This window comes from Ancylobacter terrae (assembly GCF_045108345.1).
GTDB lineage: Bacteria > Pseudomonadota > Alphaproteobacteria > Rhizobiales > Xanthobacteraceae > Ancylobacter.
Map to the genome: position 1 here is coordinate 350,129 of NZ_JBJGXH010000004.1, position 14,838 is coordinate 364,966.

The following is a 14,838-nucleotide window of genomic DNA, read 5'->3' on the forward strand; positions in this document are numbered from 1 at the left end:
CGAAAAAGCTCAGTGCGAGGCGGCAGACCCCTCCCCGCCACGGGCCCGGTGGGCGAGTTCCACCAGCACGATGCGCATGTCGCGCGGATTGTCGACCCGGCGGGGAAAATCGAGGCGGCGGACCACGCCATCGGCCATGATATCGCAGCCTTCCGGGTCGATTCCGATCAGAACCCAGTCGCCGGCCGGCGCCTTCAGCAGCCCCGTCGCATAGGCGGCCACCGCGTCGGCGTGGTCCTCGTTCATATGCGCCACCGCCCCCGCCTCGGCCGCCAGCAGGCCCTCGGCGCCGGCGAGGTCCGTGGTGAGGTCGGCGGCGTCGAGATCGACGATACGGCCGAAACCGGCGACCAGGTGGCCACCCGTCAAGTCGATGCGATAAAAGGTGAAATCGGCGAATCCGGCATAGCCTTCGGCCTCCGGATGGCGGGCCAGGAAGCGGCGCCGTGCGGTCTCGTCCGGTGTTGCCGCGATGGTGCCGGTGAGGCTCACGCGGGCGCCTTCGAGCGGATCGCCGGCGCGGCGCTCGTCGACCAGCAGGCTCACGCGCGGGTCGGCGGCGAGGTTGCGGGTATGCCGCGCCAGGCGCGAGAGCAGCAGCACGGGCGCGCCGTCCGGCAGCGTCGCCACCGTGACGAGCGACACATAGGGCGCACCGTCCGGATCGAGCGTCCCCAGCGCAGCAGTACGCGCCTCGCGAATCAGGCGCTTGGCGGCGAGGGCCGGATCGAAGCCTCCGGCGGCATCGGTCGTGGTGTTCATGACAATCTCGTCTTCTCGTCGGGCTTCCCGGCCAAGGGCAGCATCTAGCTGAAAACGCGGGATTTGAAAGGCTTTTGCCTCTGGCGGCCGTCAAGATCGGCTCGTTTTGGGCCCACTCCCGCAGAACCCCGGGGCGGCGGGGCGGACCGCCCCCCGGGTGGAATCGCCGAATTCTTGGCCATGCGCCCGGAAACGCGCTATTTTCGGGCGGCGGCCATTGCCTGTCACATTATGGCCACGCCGGCACGGTTCACCCGCCCTTTCCGCGCGGAACCTGCGGACGAACAGGAAAGCATCGCAATGCCGACCATTGCCCTTGTCGACGACGACCGCAACATTCTGACCTCGGTCTCGATCGCACTGGAAGCCGAAGGTTACCGCATCCAGACCTACACGGATGGAGCCACCGCGCTCGACGGTTTCAAGACGAATCCGCCGGATATGGCCATCTTCGACATCAAGATGCCCCGCATGGACGGCATGGAACTGCTGCGCCGCCTGCGCCAGAAGAGCGATATGCCGGTGATCTTCCTGACCTCCAAGGACGACGAGATCGACGAACTCTTCGGCCTGAAGATGGGCGCCGACGACTTCATCAAGAAGCCGTTCTCCCAGCGGCTTCTGGTCGAGCGGGTCAAGGCGGTGCTGCGCCGCTTCGCGCCCAAGGACGGCACCGCCCCACGCGAGACCGACAGCGCCAAGGTGCTGGAACGGGGCCTGCTGCGCATGGACCCCGAGCGCCACACCTGCACGTGGAAGGGCGAGAACGTCACCCTCACCGTCACCGAATTCCTGATCCTGCAGGCGCTGGCGACCCGTCCGGGCGTCGTCAAGAGCCGCAACGCGCTGATGGACGCGGCCTATGACGATCAGGTCTATGTCGACGACCGCACCATCGACAGCCACATCAAGCGCCTGCGCAAGAAGTTCAAGCAGGCGGACGACAATTTCGAGATGATCGAGACGCTGTACGGCGTCGGCTACCGCTTCAAGGAGTGAGGATCGCTCTTGCTCGATCCCGATTCCACACGGGCCGCGCCGCAGGACGGCGAGCCCGATGCGCCGGAGGATTATGGGCCCGCGCCGCGTCGCCGGCCTGCGTTCCATTTCGGCCGGATCGCCGATCTCATCGCCACGTTCCGGCGGCTGAAGCGATTCGTCGCCTTCAAGAGCTTCTCAAGCCTCACGCGCCGCATCGTCCTGCTGAACCTCGCGGGCCTGTGCACACTGGTCTCGGGCATCCTCTACCTGTCGGAGTTCCGCGCCGGGCTGATCGACGCGCGGGTGCAGAGCCTCCTGGTGCAGGGCGAGATCATCGCCGGCGCGATCGCCGCCTCGGCGCAGGTCGAAACCAATGCCATCACCATCGACCCCGAGCGACTGCTCGAGTTGCAGGCCGGCGAAAGCTACGGACCCGGCGAGGAGGGCTTTGCGCCGCTGGAATTCCCGATCAATCCGGAGCGGGTGGCCCCCGTTCTCAAGCGCTTGGTCGAACCGACCGGAACCCGCGCACGCATCTATGATCGCGACGGCACGCTGCTGCTCGATTCGCGCTCCCTCTATTCGCGCGGCGAAATACTGCGCTTCGAGCTGCCGGCCCCGACCACGCGCAAGCCGAACTGGATGGAGCGGGGCTGGAACAGCCTCAAGCTCTGGTTCGTGCGCGGCGACCTGCCGCTCTATCACGAACTCGGTCCCAATAACGGCAAGGCCGACCCCGCGGTCGCCGAAGCGCTGCGCGGCCAGAAATCAAGCGCGGTGCAGGTGAACGATCGCGGCGAGGTGATCGTCTCGGTCGCCGTGCCGGTTCAGCGTTTCCGGGCCATTCTCGGTGCGCTTCTGCTCTCGACCCAGGGCGGGGAGATCGACCAGGCGGTGGAGGCCGAGCGCTTCGTCATCGTGCGCGTCTTCCTCGTCGCCATGGCAGTGATGGCGGTGCTGTCGTTCCTGCTCGCCGGTACCATCGCCGGTCCCGTGCGCAAGCTCGCCGATGCGGCGGAGCGGGTGCGCCGGCGCACCCGCCAGCGGGTGGAGATTCCCGATTTCACCGGCCGCTCCGATGAGATCGGCCACCTCTCCGGCGCCCTGCGCGACATGACCGGCGCGCTCTATGCCCGTATCGAGGCCATCGAGAGCTTCGCCGCCGATGTCTCGCACGAACTGAAGAACCCGCTGACCTCGCTGCGCTCCGCCGTGGAGACGCTGCCGCTGGCCAAGACCGACGCCTCGCGCGGTCGCCTGCTCGAGGTGATCCAGCACGACGTGAGGCGGCTCGACCGCCTGATCACCGATATCTCCGACGCCAGCCGCCTCGACGCCGAACTCCAGCGCCAGGAGGCCGTGCCGGTCGACCTGTCGCAACTGCTCTCCGCGGTGACCTCGGTGCACAATGACGTGCGCCGCGCGGACGGCGTGACGGTGACGCTGGCATTCGAGCGGGCGCCGGGCATCAACGGCGAATTCATCGTGCTCGGCCACGATTCCCGCCTCGGCCAGGTGGTGAACAACCTGATCGACAATGCCCGATCCTTTTCGCCGAAGGGCGGTGAGGTGCGCGTGACCTGCCGGCGGCTGAAGGACGCCGTGGAGATCGTGGTCGATGACGACGGCCCGGGCATCCCCCCGCACGCTCTGGCGCGCATCTTCGAGCGTTTCTACACCGACCGTCCGGAAGAACAGGGTTTCGGCCAGAATTCCGGGCTGGGGCTGTCGATCTCGCGGCAGATCGTCGATGCCCATGGCGGCCGCATCTGGGCCGAGAACCGGATGGCTGAAAGCGAGGGAAGGAAGCGCAAGCGACCGGCCAAGCGCGGCACCTCCACCACCGGTGAGCCGCCCGCGCCGCCGGAGGAGCCGCACCGCGCCGGGGCGCGCTTCATCGTCCGCCTGCCGCCGGCGTGAGCGCAGCATGACGACGTCGGATCACGCCTCCTGCGTTGCGATCGACGAGGCGGGCGTGCTGATCCGCGGCCCGTCCGGCAGCGGCAAGTCGCGCCTCGCGCTGGCCCTCATCGTCGCGGGCCGGACGGGCGCGATCGGCAGGACCGTACTCGTCGCCGATGACCGTGTTCTCCTCGGCGCCGAGGACGGACACCTTGTCGCAGGGCCCCCTCCAGTCCTCGCCGGCCTGATCGAAATCCGCGGCGTCGGCATCCGTCAACTCCCCTTCGCAGCGCACACGCGCGTCCGCCTGGTCGTCGATCTCGCCGCGCAGGATGGTGCGCGCATGCCTCCCGAAAACGCGCTTACCACCGAAATCGCGGGCATCCGGGTGCCGCGACTGCCGCTACCGGCCGGACACGATCCGCTCTTGCCCTTGATCGGACTGCTGATTTCGCGAGCGCCACCGCCTCAAACATAGGCGCCAGCGGGATGGCGGCATCCGTGGACACTTTCCAATCAGACACTTGCCATTCATGTGCAGTGCAACGATGATGTGCGTCCCGCGGCCTTGGCCGCTCGGAGCCGGCCCGCAGCGTGGACGGCGGAGCATATGATCGGTCTCGTACTCGTCACCCACGGACATCTCGCCAGCGAATTCCGCGCCGCGCTGGAACACGTCATGGGTCCGCAATCCCAGATTGAGACGGTCACGATCGGCCCGGACGACGATATTGAGCAGCGCCGGCAGGACATCGTCACCTGCGTCGAGGCAGCCAACAGCGGCGAGGGCGTCGTGATCCTCACCGACATGTTCGGCGGCACGCCCTCCAATCTCGCCATCTCCGTGATGAACGCGCCCGACATCGAGGTGGTCGCGGGCATCAACCTGCCGATGCTGGTGAAACTCGCCACCATCCGCGCCGACGTGCCGCTCAAGGAGGCGGTCGCACAGGCGCAGGAAGCGGGGCGCAAATACATCAACATCGCGAGCCGGGTGCTCGCCGGCAAATGAGCGTGACGAAGAGCGGATCCGAGACCTCCGAAGCGCCGGCCCTGCGCCGGGAACTGTTCATCGTCAACAAGCGCGGCCTGCACGCGCGGGCCTCGGCGAAGTTCGTGCAGACGGTGGAGCGCTTCGATGCGCTGGTCCGGGTGACGCGCTGCGGCGAGACGGTGGGCGGCACCTCCATCATGGGATTGATGATGCTGGCCGCTGCGCCCGGCACCTCGATCCTCGTCGAGGCCTCCGGCCGGGAAGCGCAGGCGGTGATCGAAGCGCTCGACGCCCTCATCGCCGACCGCTTCGGAGAAGGTGAATAGGGTCAGTCGACTCGCTCCAGCGCCGTCGCGATCGCGGCGCGCAGCACGGCATTCGCTTCAGCGTTCAGATGGATTTCGTCCGTGGCGTAACGGCCCGGCAGACGCGCCTCGCGTCCGGCGAGCAAGGTGTCGGCATCGATCACCCGGACGCCCGGCCCGGCCAGCGCGCGCAGTCGTTCATTGGTCTGCGCCACGAGGTCGAATACGGTGTCCGACCAGATCGGCCGCCGCAACAGCCGCACCGCCGCCGGGCGCACGATGGTCAGCAGCACCACCTCGATTTCGGCCGCGCGGGCCTCGGCGACGAAGGCGGAGAGGTTCGTGATGGTGGCCTGCGTCGCGGCCTGCCGCAATTCGGGCAGGGCCGCCGCGGCGACGAGATCATTGATGCCGGCGAAGATCACGACCGCTTGCGGCTTCGGAGCCAAAACATCGGCGGCAAAACGGTAGCGCATCTGTGCCGTGCTCTCGCCGGAGATTGCCCGTTCCACCACCTCCCAGTCCGGATCGGGTGCGTTCATCGCGAGTTGTACCGCGCGGGAATCGCCGAACAAGACCAGGCGCTTGCCCTTCGGCGCGGGCAGCGCCGCATTGGCGGCAGCGAAGCGGGCCGTGAACACCGGTTCGAGCCGCAGGCGCGAGCGCTCCTCGAAGAAGTAGCGCAAGCCCTTCCCTGCCAGCAATGCCGTGGCGAGCAGTCCGGCCGCCGCTAGAGCCGCAACGCCTGCCATGATCCAACACGCCCGCATATGCCTGCCTCCCGCAATATAAAGACATCTTTATATCGTTATTGTCATCTCGAGCGCCGGCTGCTATCACGCCCACAAATCGCGGGACCGGCGCAACACAGGAACGACATCATGACGATCGCCAGCGACTATATCGTGCGGGACATCGGCCTCGCTGACTTCGGACGCAAGGAGATCGACCTCGCCGAGAGCGAGATGCCGGGCCTGATGGCGATCCGCGCCGAATACGGCCCGGCACAGCCGCTGAAGGGCGCGCGGATTGCCGGATCGCTGCACATGACGATCCAGACCGCCGTGCTGATCGAGACGCTGAAGGCACTGGGCGCCGATGTGCGGTGGGTCTCCTGCAACATCTTCTCGACGCAGGACCACGCCGCCGCCGCCATCGCCGCAGCCGGCACGCCGGTCTTCGCCTTCAAGGGCGAGACGCTGAAGGAATATTGGGACTTCACCGCGCGCCTATTCGACTGGCATGGCGCGAAGCCCGCCGAGAGCCTGGTGCCCAACATGATCCTCGACGACGGTGGCGACGCGACCATGCTCGTCCACCACGGCCTGCGTGCCGAGAACGGTGATACCGCCTTTCTCGACACGCCGGCATCGGAAGAGGAGGAGATCTTCTTCGCACTGATCAGGAAGCTGCTGGCCGAGAAGCCGAAGGGCTGGTTCGCGCAGGTCGCCGCCTCGATCAAGGGTGTCTCGGAAGAGACCACCACCGGCGTGCACCGGCTCTACAAGCTGGCCGAGCAGGGCAAGCTGCTGTTCCCGGCGATCAACGTGAACGACAGCGTCACCAAGTCGAAATTCGACAACCTCTATGGCTGCCGCGAGAGCCTCGTCGACGCCATCCGCCGCGGCACCGACGTGATGCTCGCCGGCAAGGTCGCCTTCGTCGCCGGCTTCGGCGATGTCGGCAAAGGCTCGGCCGCCTCGCTGCGTCAGGCCGGCGCCCGCGTCATCGTCTCGGAAGTCGATCCGATCTGCGCGCTGCAGGCCTCGATGGAAGGCTACGAGGTGACGACGATCGAAGAGGCGTTCTCGCGCGCCGACATCTATGTCACCTGCACCGGCAACCGCGACATCATCACCGTCGACCACATGCGGCAGATGAAGGACCGGGCCATCGTCTGCAACATCGGCCACTTCGACAACGAAATCCAGGTCGCCGGGCTGCGCAATTTCAAGTGGACCAACATCAAGCCGCAGGTCGACGAGATCGAGTTCCCGTCGGGCCGGCGCATCATCCTGCTGTCCGAGGGACGGCTGGTGAATCTGGGCAATGCGATGGGCCACCCGTCTTTCGTGATGTCCTCCTCCTTCGCCAACCAGACGCTGGCGCAGATCGAATTGTGGGCGAACCCCGGCAAGTATGACCGCAAGGTCTACACGCTGCCCAAGTTCCTCGACGAGAAGGTGGCGGCGCTGCATCTCGACAAACTCGGCGTGAAGCTCACCAAGCTGTCGCCGGAGCAGGCCGATTATATCGGCGTGACCGTCGACGGGCCGTTCAAGCCGGACCATTACCGCTACTGAACGAGCCTGCGCGCACCGATGTCAGAGGCCAGGCCGTCCCCGGCCTCCGGACAGCCTGACGCCACCGGCGGCTTACGCCGAACACGATGCCTCCCGCGTCCGCTCACAAGTGCTTCTGCATCAGCACCAGATCGAGCCGCTGGCCGAACTTGATGCCGATGCCGGGCATGCGGCCGGTCTCGATGAAGCCGAGCCGTTCGTGAAGCGCGATCGAGGCGGCGTTGCCGGCGGTGATGCCGCCGATCATGACCGCCTTGCCGAGCGCACGGGCCGGCTCGAACAGCGCCGCCACCAGTTCGCGGCCAAGGCCGCGCCCTCTGGCAGCCTGCGCCACATAGACGGAGTGCTCGACGCTGACGCGATAGCCCTCGAAGGGCCGGAAATCGCCAAAGCTCGCATAACCCAGAACCGCACCGGCCTCGGCGGCGACGAGCACCGGATAGCCTCGCGCGGTGCGGTCGGCCAGCCACGCCGCCCGGTTGGCAAGATCGACCGGCGTGTCGTTCCAGATCGCCGTCGTGTTCAGCACGGCGTCGTTGTAGATCGCGAGAATGCCGGGAAGGTCGGCCTCGCCAGCTGGTCGCAGCAGGGACATTCGGGGCACTCTCCGAGCCGATATCCGCGCCGGCCTCCGCCCGCGCGCCGCGCTTCGTGTAGCGCGGAAAAGCCGGTGGATGAAGGCGCCACGCGCCCGCCATACCGTTGACGTCAAATCGCCATTGTCAGCACCTTGTCTGTCATTAAGGTTGCGTAGTTGCCGCAACGGCGATAAGGGGCGGGCCATGGAGACGTGGTCGTCTTATGTCGACGGCCTGGGGCGTGAGGGTTGCGCTGCCGATCCGGCGGCGTTGCTGCGCCCGGGCCTCGAACTGGAACTCGTCCGGCAGTCGGCGAATATGAGCCGGCCTTTTGCCGTTGCCATATGCCGGCACGGCACGCTCATCGGCTATCTGCCGAAGCCCGACGCCCGCCCCATCGCCAAGCTGCTGGATCAGGGCGGCACGGCGCGGGCCTTCGTCGCGGAGGTCCGGCAGCGCCGCTCCTTCCGCGGCCGCCGGCTGGACGCCATTCGCATCGATATCGAATTGTCGCCACCGGCCGGTGAGACATGGAACGGCGCCGAGTTCACCGACGCCCCCGAGGGCAGCGAGCAGCCATCCTCCCGGCGGCGGCGCAGCAAGCTGGTGTTCTATGGGCGCACCGGCGCGGCGCTGTGTGTGGGGATCGTCGCACTCATCGTCTGGGCCGGCCTGCCTGACACCGACGACGACGAGGAGCCGACACCCCGGGCGCTGGCCATTGCCGCCCGCGCCGCGGCGCCTCCGGCAAAGCCGGCGGGCAAGACGCAGGAGCGCCCGGCCACAGCGCCGGTCGCCGTCGTCCCGTCCGGACCCGCCGTCCAGCCGCCGGCGGCGCCCGAGCCGGTTCCAGCACCGATCCTCAGCACGGCCCCGCCGGCGGCCGACAGCGGGGTGACAACGGTTGGATCGGAGCCCGGCAACATGCAAGCCGCGGGTCAGGAAGAGGCCCTACAGCCCGAAACCGTCGCCGCGACGCCCGAAACCGGCACCGAGCCTCCGGGAACAGGAGCGTTGAAGGTCGCGCAGGCGGCGCCGCTGGTCGAAGCGGTGCCGATACCGATCGCGGCGCCTCGCCGCGTATCGGTGCCGCTCCCGCTGCCGCGTCCGGCCATCCCGAAGTCGCGATCACGAAAACGCTAGCGAACGTGCTTTTGGATTTCGATGGAGGCTGTTAGCGGACGCGCGCCGGAGGAACGTCGGCCGCTGGCTGGCGCTACCCGCGCGCTTGAGGCTGGCACGGGACGGCATGCATCCCCATATCCGGTGCGAGTGCCGCAAGGGGCACGCCAGAAAGGGACAGGATGAGTTCGACCGATCCGTTCGACCGTATGCGCTTCACGGTTCGCCGCATCAGCTGGTGGCAGATCGCGCTGGTGGTCGCCGTGGCCCTCGCCATCGGCACGGCGCTGGTACTGGTCGCGGCCAGCGTCTTTCTGGTCGTGTTTCCGATCGTCCTGATCGCCGGGGCGGCCTACCGGCTGTTCGGTCCCTCGCGCAGCACCCCGGGAGCCCCCCGTCGAGGCGGCCCGACGGTTATCGACGCTGAGTACCGCGTCCTCTCGCCCGAAGAAGCCGCCCGGGACAGTAGGCGCCGTTGATCTCCGGCGAATTCGTCGTATACCGCTATTTCTCGACGAACGCTTTCTCGATCACGAAGTCGCCGGGCTCGGTCGTGCTGCCTTCCTCGTAGTTCCGCGCCTTGAGGATGATGCGCATGTCGTCGAGCAATTGCGGGCTACCGCACAGCATGACGCGGTCGTCCTCCTTGTCGAGCGTCGGCAGTCCGAGATCCGCGAACAGTTTGCCTGAGGTGATCAGGTCCGTGATCCGCCCCTGATTGGCGAAGGGCTCGCGGGTGACGGTCGGGTAGTAGACGAGCTTCTCGCGCGCATATTCGCCGAGAAACTCGTCGCGCGGCAGTTGCTCGCTGATGAGGTCGCGGTAGGCCAGTTCCGCGACGGTGCGCACCCCGTGCACCAGGATCACCTTTTCGTAGCTCTCATAGGTCTCGGGATCCTTGATGAGGCTGAGGAAGGGGGCGAGGCCCGTGCCGGTAGCGAGCAGATAGAGCCGCCGACCAGGAACCAGATAGTCCACCAGCAGCGTGCCGGTCGGCTTGCGCCCGACGAGTATCTCGTCACCGACCTTCATGTGCTGCAGCCGCGAGGTCAGCGGGCCATCCGGCACCTTGATCGAGAAGAACTCGAGGGTCTCCTCGTAATGCGCACTGGCGATCGAATAGGCGCGCAGCAGCGGCCGGCCGTTGACCTCGAGCCCAATCATCACGAACTGGCCGCTCTTGAAGCGCAGCGAGGCATCCCGCGTCGTGGTGAAGGTGAACAGGTTGTCGGTCCAGTGATGGACGCTGAGCACCCGCTCATGGATGAGATTGCTCATTTACGAACCGTATCTGTAAAACTTCCAGACTGACTGGAAGACAATGTAGTTATCTCGCGTGGTCTACCCCGCATTTCCCGCACTGTCGAGCGGCATGCCTTGCGACGGATCAGGAATGCGCGAAAATGTCGTCCTCGGGCCATCCGGCGAGGTCGAGCGCGGCCCGCGTCGGCAGGAAGCGGAAGCACGCATCGGCGAGGGCGGTCCGCCCCTCCCGCGCCAGCATGAACTCCAGCCGCTCGCGCAGCGCGTGAAGGTGCAGCACGTCCGAGGCCGCATATTGGAGCTGTGCCTCGGTCAGGCTCTCGGCCGCCCAGTCCGAACTCTGCTGCTGCTTCGAGATGTCGAGGCCGAGCAGCTCGCGCACCAGTTCCTTCAGTCCGTGGCGATCGGTGTAGGTTCGGGTGAGCTTCGAGGCGATCTTGGTGCACCAGACCGGCTCGACCTTCACGCCGAAGGTCTTCGACAGCACCGCGATATCGAAGCGGCCGAAATGGAACAGCTTGGTCACTGCGGGATCGGTGAGCAGCTTCTGGAGGTTGGGTGCGCTTCCCGGTCCGGCGCCGGCCGGGATCTGGACGATGTCGGCCGACCCGTCGCCGGGCGACAGCTGCACGACGCACAGCCGGTCACGATGCGGGTTGAGCCCGAGCGTCTCGGTGTCGATCGCCACATAGGGGGCGACGTCCGCGCTGTAGCGGGCGAGGTCGGGCAGGTCGGCCCTGTGCAGGCGGATGGTCATGAGGATCGTCCCGGTGCGTTACGCCGCCGTCTGTAGTGGAGGATGGCCGGCCGGTCCACCCGGCGGCCCCCCCGGCCCATATCCGGTATGCAGGAACCCGATCGTCCCGATGCGCATTGGATATCCCGCGTGTCGCGACCGCAGGATAAGCTGCGGCATCACGCACCCAATGACGGGAGACAGATCATGAGCCTGCACACAACGAAAAACGACGTGCCGTCCAACGCCAAGAAGGTGGCGATCGAGCTGCTCAATGCGAATCTCGCGGCGGCGATCGACCTCTCGCTGGTCACCAAGCAGGCGCACTGGAACCTGAAGGGCCCGCAGTTCATTGCCGTCCACGAACTGCTCGACACGCTGCGCACCGACCTCGACGAGCATGTCGACACCATGGCGGAACGTGTCGTCCAACTGGGCGGGACAGCCCTCGGCACGGTCCAGACCGTGGCGTCCGCCTCGCCGCTACCCGCCTATCCGACCGACATCTACAAGGTTCCCGATCACCTCAAGGCGCTGGTCGAGCGCTACGGCGCCGTGGCAAATGCCGTGCGCAAGGCGATCGACGACTCCGACGAGGCCGGCGATCCGACGACCGCCGACATCTTCACGGCGGCCTCGCGCACGCTGGACAAGTCGCTCTGGTTCCTCGAGGCGCACCTTCAGGAAAAGGCCTGAGATTGGCGGAGTGCGAGGCGATGGCATGAGGGTTGCCTTGATGTAGCCGGGACAATCGCGCTCCCGTCTGCATCGAGGTGCCCATGCTGAAGTCGCTCGAAGGCCGAACCGTCATCGTCACCGGAAGCAGCAAAGGGATCGGGCGCGGCATCGCGCGCCGGTTCGGTGCCGCCGGGCTGAACGTGCTGGTCGTCGCCCGCAGCCTGGCGGATGCCGAAGGCGTGGCGGCGCAGATCGGCCCGCATGCTTCTGCCTTCGCCGCCGACGTCGCCGATCCCGCCGCCTGCGCGGCGATGGCCGCGACGGCGCTGGAGCGCTATGGCCGGCTCGACGTGCTGTGCGCCAATGCCGGCATCTTTCCGGCCGCGAAGCTCGGCGAGATGACGGCGGCGGATTTCGACCATGTCATCGGCGTCAACCTCAAGGGCACCTTCCTGAGCGTTTCCGCCTGCCTGCCGGCGATGAAGGCGCAAGGGGCGGGACGTATCGTCATCACCTCCTCGATCACCGGGCCGATCACCGGCTATCCCGGCTGGGCGCATTACGGAGCGAGCAAGGCCGGCCAGCTCGGTTTCATGCGCACGGCGGCGATCGAGTTGGCGCCGTTCGGCATCACGGTCAATGCGGTGATGCCGGGCAACATCCTCACCGAGGGGCTGGAGGGCGCCGGCCCCGACTATATGGCGACCATGACCGCCTCGATCCCGATGAAGCGCCTCGGCTCGGTCGACGACATCGCCAATGCGGCGCTGTTCTTCGCCTCGGAGGAGGCGAACTACATCACCGGCCAGACCATCGTCGTCGATGGCGGGCAGGTGCTGCCCGAGTCGCTCGGCGCGCTGGAGGCAATGTAGCCGCCTCAGCGCGCGGCCAGTACCTCGTCGATCTTTTCGAGGAACTCGTCGGCGTTCGCCCGGCTGAAGCACAGCGGCGGGCGTATTTTCAGCGTGTTGCCGAAGCTGCCTGCCGCGCCGATCAGCACGCCGCGCTGCTTCAGCGCGTTGATGGCATGGGTGGCGCCGGCGGTGTCCGGTGCGCGGCTGCCGGCCTCGACGAAATCGAGCCCGATGAACAGGCCCGCCCCGCGCACAGCACCGATGCCGACATGGCGGGCGCCGAGATCGCGCAGCCCGGCGCGGAAATAGGCGCCGACGTCCTCCGCGTTCTCCCGCAGCCCCTCGGCCTCGATCACCTCGAGCACGGCGAGGCCCGCCGCGGCGGCGACCGGATTGCCGCCGAAGGTGTTGAAATAGCCGGTCGTCTCGCAGAAGCCCGTCAGCAGCTCCGGCCGCGTCACCACGCCACCGACCGGGAAGCCATTGCCCATCGGCTTGCCCAGAGTGACGATGTCCGGCACCAGGCCATGGCGCTCGAAGCCCCACATCTGCCGGCCGGTGCGCCCGAAGCCCGGCTGCACCTCGTCCGCGATGAAGAGGCCGCCGGCCTTCCGGACCGCCTCCACGGCCGCCGCGAGGAATCCCGGCGGGTCGGCGTGGATGCCGTCGCTGGAGAAGATCGTGTCGACCAGCAGCCCTGCGAACCGGATGCCGTTCGCCGCCATGTCGGCGATCGCCGCGCTCACCTGCCCGGCGAAACGCGCGGCGAGGTCTTCCGCCGGCCCGGTTCCGACATCGGGGGCGGCAACCGTGCGCACATGCGCGGGCACCTCGCGCGAGCGGAAGGACGAGGGCGAGACCTCGGTCACCGCGGCCGTATTGCCGTGATACGCCGTCTCGGTGACGATGAAGCCGGTGCCGCCCGTCCAGGCGCGGGCGATGCGGAGCGCGAGGTCGTTGCTCTCGCTGCCCGTGCAGGTCATGGCGAGGTTGGCGAGCGCGGGCGGGAAGGTCGCCAGCAGCTTCTCGGCATAGGCGATCACCGGCTCGACCAGATAGCGGGTATGGATGTTGAGCTTGCCGATCTGCCGCGCCACCGCCGCCGCGACATGGGGATGGCCATGCCCGACCGAGGGCACGTTATTGTAGACGTCGAGGAAGCGGCGGCCGTCGCGGGCGATCATCACCGCGCCCTCGGCGCGTTCCATGATGATCGGCTCCTCGTAGAACAGTACCGAGGCCGCGCCGAACACCGCCTGCCGCCGGGCGATGAGCGCCGCGAGGTCGTCGTCGAGCCACGCCGAATTGCCGGCGTCGAAGCGGTTGAGCGAGAGGATCTGCCGTCCGGCGGTCATGGAGGTGCCTCAGCCGAAGCTGGCGAGGAAGCGCTCGCCGAGTATCACGGTGCCGTCCGTGTAGGGGGCGCCGCAGCCCTGCGCGGTCGGTGTCTCGGCATGCGAGGCGATCCAGGCCGTGAGATGAAGGCGGCGCAGCATCAGGAACAGCGAGATGGCCTCCTCGTCCTCGCGTGCCAGTGGCGCGACGCCGCGATAGCCCTCGACCCAGGCTTCCCGCACCGCCGGAATGAAGGGCTCGTGCTCGAAGAAACTGACGGCGGCGGCGAAGTCGAAGCCGAACCAGGAGAAGCCGCAATCGTCGAAGTCAATCACGCCGAGCCGTGGGCCTTCGACGAGGAGGTTGGCGAGCCGCAGGTCCGCATGGATGAGCCCGAAGCGGGCCTCGCCCATGCCATAGGCGGCGAGCCGGATCTCCAGCGTCGCGGCGACACGCTCCAGTATGGCGCGGCCGTCGGGCGTCAGGCCGAGCCCGGCCCGCCAATCGCCCCACACAGGCCGCGAGCCGAGGATGCTCTCGACGGTCCAGGCCTTGCGGGTGAAGCCTTCCGGCCGCGCCCAGCTCCGCGCATGCGCATGGAGCCGCGCGGTGATAGCGCCGAGTTCGCGGAACCACGGCACGAGATCGTCGGACGGATCGGGCTCGCGCCCCTCCATGAAGGCGAAGGCGACCACATGGCGGCGCTGGCCGTCATCGTCGAAGCCCGACAGCAGGGCGCCGTCGCGCGTCGGCACGGGTGCGGGCGTGTCAACGATGCCCTCTGCCCGCAGCGCGCCGATCCAGGCCAGCTCCGAGCCGATCTCCTTGGGGGTGCGGTAGCCGGGCCGATGGACCCGCACGATCAGGCGACGGCCCGCTTCCTCCACGACATAGGTTGCGTTTTCGGAGATGGTGAGCAGGCGAAGCTCGGCCGCGTCGGTGAGTTCCCAGTTCGGCAGCGCGCTGCGCAGCCCCGTCTCCAGCCGCTGCAGCAGCGCATCCTGATAGAGCATCGCGGGGGGCTC

Annotated in this window: 17 protein-coding genes; 10 read left to right on the top strand and 7 right to left on the bottom strand. The window is 67.5% G+C overall.

Annotated features, from left to right (window positions below):
* Nucleotides 1-9 precede the first annotated feature (9 nt).
* Entirely contained in the window at nt 10-762 is a 753-nt protein-coding gene (locus ACEUEL_RS20185) for a HugZ family pyridoxamine 5'-phosphate oxidase (RefSeq protein WP_405709345.1), read from the bottom strand.
* A 300-nt stretch (nt 763-1,062) separates the two neighbouring features.
* Here ACEUEL_RS20185 and ACEUEL_RS20190 point away from each other — a divergent pair, with 300 nt between their 5' ends.
* From ACEUEL_RS20190 to ACEUEL_RS20210, 5 genes are all read left to right on the top strand, one after another.
* Entirely contained in the window at nt 1,063-1,761 is a 699-nt protein-coding gene (locus tag ACEUEL_RS20190; protein WP_405709348.1) for a response regulator transcription factor, read from the top strand.
* A 9-nt stretch (nt 1,762-1,770) separates the two neighbouring features.
* The gene (locus ACEUEL_RS20195; RefSeq protein ID WP_405709351.1) at nt 1,771-3,663 is read left to right on the top strand and encodes a stimulus-sensing domain-containing protein; all 1,893 of its coding nucleotides are present in this window, start codon (nt 1,771-1,773) and stop codon (nt 3,661-3,663) included.
* Between the two features lie 7 nt (nt 3,664-3,670).
* Nucleotides 3,671-4,123: an HPr kinase/phosphorylase gene (locus tag ACEUEL_RS20200; protein ID WP_405709354.1), complete on the top strand. Its 453-nt coding sequence runs from the start codon at nt 3,671-3,673 to the stop codon at nt 4,121-4,123.
* Nucleotides 4,124-4,255: 132 nt separating this feature from the next.
* Nucleotides 4,256-4,657, top strand: coding sequence for a PTS sugar transporter subunit IIA (locus ACEUEL_RS20205; protein ID WP_405709357.1), 402 nt, complete (start codon nt 4,256-4,258; stop codon nt 4,655-4,657).
* Nucleotides 4,654-4,965, top strand: coding sequence for an HPr family phosphocarrier protein (locus ACEUEL_RS20210; protein WP_405709360.1), 312 nt, complete (start codon nt 4,654-4,656; stop codon nt 4,963-4,965). Before ACEUEL_RS20205 ends, ACEUEL_RS20210 begins: the two co-directional genes overlap by 4 nt.
* Nucleotides 4,966-4,967: 2 nt before the next feature.
* Here ACEUEL_RS20210 and ACEUEL_RS20215 read toward each other — a convergent pair whose 3' ends face one another.
* Nucleotides 4,968-5,696: an SGNH/GDSL hydrolase family protein gene (locus ACEUEL_RS20215; RefSeq protein WP_405709362.1), complete on the bottom strand. Its 729-nt coding sequence runs from the start codon at nt 5,694-5,696 to the stop codon at nt 4,968-4,970.
* Between the two features lie 129 nt (nt 5,697-5,825).
* Here ACEUEL_RS20215 and ahcY point away from each other — a divergent pair, with 129 nt between their 5' ends.
* Complete coding sequence (gene ahcY / locus ACEUEL_RS20220; protein ID WP_405709365.1) at nt 5,826-7,247, top strand: adenosylhomocysteinase; 1,422 nt, start codon at nt 5,826-5,828, stop codon at nt 7,245-7,247.
* A 103-nt stretch (nt 7,248-7,350) separates the two neighbouring features.
* Here ahcY and ACEUEL_RS20225 read toward each other — a convergent pair whose 3' ends face one another.
* A complete protein-coding gene (locus ACEUEL_RS20225) occupies nt 7,351-7,842 on the bottom strand; it encodes a GNAT family N-acetyltransferase (protein ID WP_405709367.1) in 492 nt (163 codons plus the stop codon).
* A gap of 187 nt (nt 7,843-8,029) precedes the next feature.
* Between ACEUEL_RS20225 and ACEUEL_RS20230 the strand changes: the two genes are divergently transcribed.
* Together ACEUEL_RS20230 and ACEUEL_RS20235 are read left to right on the top strand one after the other, a co-directional pair.
* Nucleotides 8,030-8,968: an HIRAN domain-containing protein gene (locus ACEUEL_RS20230; RefSeq protein ID WP_405709370.1), complete on the top strand. Its 939-nt coding sequence runs from the start codon at nt 8,030-8,032 to the stop codon at nt 8,966-8,968.
* Nucleotides 8,969-9,129: 161 nt separating this feature from the next.
* Nucleotides 9,130-9,426: a hypothetical protein gene (locus tag ACEUEL_RS20235; RefSeq protein WP_405709373.1), complete on the top strand. Its 297-nt coding sequence runs from the start codon at nt 9,130-9,132 to the stop codon at nt 9,424-9,426.
* A gap of 25 nt (nt 9,427-9,451) precedes the next feature.
* Here ACEUEL_RS20235 and ACEUEL_RS20240 read toward each other — a convergent pair whose 3' ends face one another.
* Together ACEUEL_RS20240 and ACEUEL_RS20245 are read right to left on the bottom strand one after the other, a co-directional pair.
* Nucleotides 9,452-10,225 carry a ferredoxin--NADP reductase gene (locus ACEUEL_RS20240; RefSeq protein WP_405709376.1) on the bottom strand — a complete coding sequence of 258 codons (774 nt, stop codon included), beginning with the start codon at nt 10,223-10,225 and terminating at the stop codon, nt 9,452-9,454.
* Between the two features lie 109 nt (nt 10,226-10,334).
* A complete protein-coding gene (locus ACEUEL_RS20245; RefSeq protein WP_405709379.1) occupies nt 10,335-10,967 on the bottom strand; it encodes a ribonuclease D in 633 nt (210 codons plus the stop codon).
* Between the two features lie 186 nt (nt 10,968-11,153).
* Between ACEUEL_RS20245 and dps the strand changes: the two genes are divergently transcribed.
* Nucleotides 11,154-11,642 carry a DNA starvation/stationary phase protection protein Dps gene (dps, locus tag ACEUEL_RS20250; RefSeq protein WP_405709382.1) on the top strand — a complete coding sequence of 163 codons (489 nt, stop codon included), beginning with the start codon at nt 11,154-11,156 and terminating at the stop codon, nt 11,640-11,642.
* An 83-nt stretch (nt 11,643-11,725) separates the two neighbouring features.
* The gene (gene fabG, locus ACEUEL_RS20255; RefSeq protein ID WP_405709385.1) at nt 11,726-12,496 is read left to right on the top strand and encodes a 3-oxoacyl-ACP reductase FabG; all 771 of its coding nucleotides are present in this window, start codon (nt 11,726-11,728) and stop codon (nt 12,494-12,496) included.
* 5 nt (nt 12,497-12,501) lie between these two features.
* On the opposite strand, the gene ACEUEL_RS20260 is transcribed toward fabG, so the two are convergent.
* Both ACEUEL_RS20260 and ACEUEL_RS20265 read right to left on the bottom strand, forming a co-directional pair.
* The gene (locus ACEUEL_RS20260; RefSeq protein ID WP_405709388.1) at nt 12,502-13,833 is read right to left on the bottom strand and encodes an aspartate aminotransferase family protein; all 1,332 of its coding nucleotides are present in this window, start codon (nt 13,831-13,833) and stop codon (nt 12,502-12,504) included.
* 9 nt (nt 13,834-13,842) lie between these two features.
* Nucleotides 13,843-14,826 (bottom strand): phosphotransferase enzyme family protein, encoded by a 984-nt coding sequence (locus ACEUEL_RS20265; RefSeq protein ID WP_405709391.1) that lies wholly within the window; start codon nt 14,824-14,826, stop codon nt 13,843-13,845.
* Nucleotides 14,827-14,838 lie beyond the last annotated feature (12 nt).

What these genes read in the sequence shown, in the direction of transcription:
- ACEUEL_RS20185 (WP_405709345.1), bottom strand. Translation starts at nt 762, where the DNA reads ATGAACACCACGACCGATGCCGCCGGAGGCTTCGATCCGGCCCTCGCC.
- ACEUEL_RS20190 (WP_405709348.1), top strand. Translation starts at nt 1,063, where the DNA reads ATGCCGACCATTGCCCTTGTCGACGACGACCGCAACATTCTGACCTCG.
- ACEUEL_RS20200 (WP_405709354.1), top strand. Translation starts at nt 3,671, where the DNA reads ATGACGACGTCGGATCACGCCTCCTGCGTTGCGATCGACGAGGCGGGC.
- ACEUEL_RS20205 (WP_405709357.1), top strand. Translation starts at nt 4,256, where the DNA reads ATGATCGGTCTCGTACTCGTCACCCACGGACATCTCGCCAGCGAATTC.
- ACEUEL_RS20210 (WP_405709360.1), top strand. Translation starts at nt 4,654, where the DNA reads ATGAGCGTGACGAAGAGCGGATCCGAGACCTCCGAAGCGCCGGCCCTG.
- ACEUEL_RS20215 (WP_405709362.1), bottom strand. Translation starts at nt 5,696, where the DNA reads ATGGCAGGCGTTGCGGCTCTAGCGGCGGCCGGACTGCTCGCCACGGCA.
- ahcY (WP_405709365.1), top strand. Translation starts at nt 5,826, where the DNA reads ATGACGATCGCCAGCGACTATATCGTGCGGGACATCGGCCTCGCTGAC.
- ACEUEL_RS20225 (WP_405709367.1), bottom strand. Translation starts at nt 7,842, where the DNA reads ATGTCCCTGCTGCGACCAGCTGGCGAGGCCGACCTTCCCGGCATTCTC.
- ACEUEL_RS20230 (WP_405709370.1), top strand. Translation starts at nt 8,030, where the DNA reads ATGGAGACGTGGTCGTCTTATGTCGACGGCCTGGGGCGTGAGGGTTGC.
- ACEUEL_RS20235 (WP_405709373.1), top strand. Translation starts at nt 9,130, where the DNA reads ATGAGTTCGACCGATCCGTTCGACCGTATGCGCTTCACGGTTCGCCGC.
- ACEUEL_RS20240 (WP_405709376.1), bottom strand. Translation starts at nt 10,225, where the DNA reads ATGAGCAATCTCATCCATGAGCGGGTGCTCAGCGTCCATCACTGGACC.
- ACEUEL_RS20245 (WP_405709379.1), bottom strand. Translation starts at nt 10,967, where the DNA reads ATGACCATCCGCCTGCACAGGGCCGACCTGCCCGACCTCGCCCGCTAC.
- dps (WP_405709382.1), top strand. Translation starts at nt 11,154, where the DNA reads ATGAGCCTGCACACAACGAAAAACGACGTGCCGTCCAACGCCAAGAAG.
- fabG (WP_405709385.1), top strand. Translation starts at nt 11,726, where the DNA reads ATGCTGAAGTCGCTCGAAGGCCGAACCGTCATCGTCACCGGAAGCAGC.
- ACEUEL_RS20260 (WP_405709388.1), bottom strand. Translation starts at nt 13,833, where the DNA reads ATGACCGCCGGACGGCAGATCCTCTCGCTCAACCGCTTCGACGCCGGC.
- ACEUEL_RS20265 (WP_405709391.1), bottom strand. Translation starts at nt 14,826, where the DNA reads ATGCTCTATCAGGATGCGCTGCTGCAGCGGCTGGAGACGGGGCTGCGC.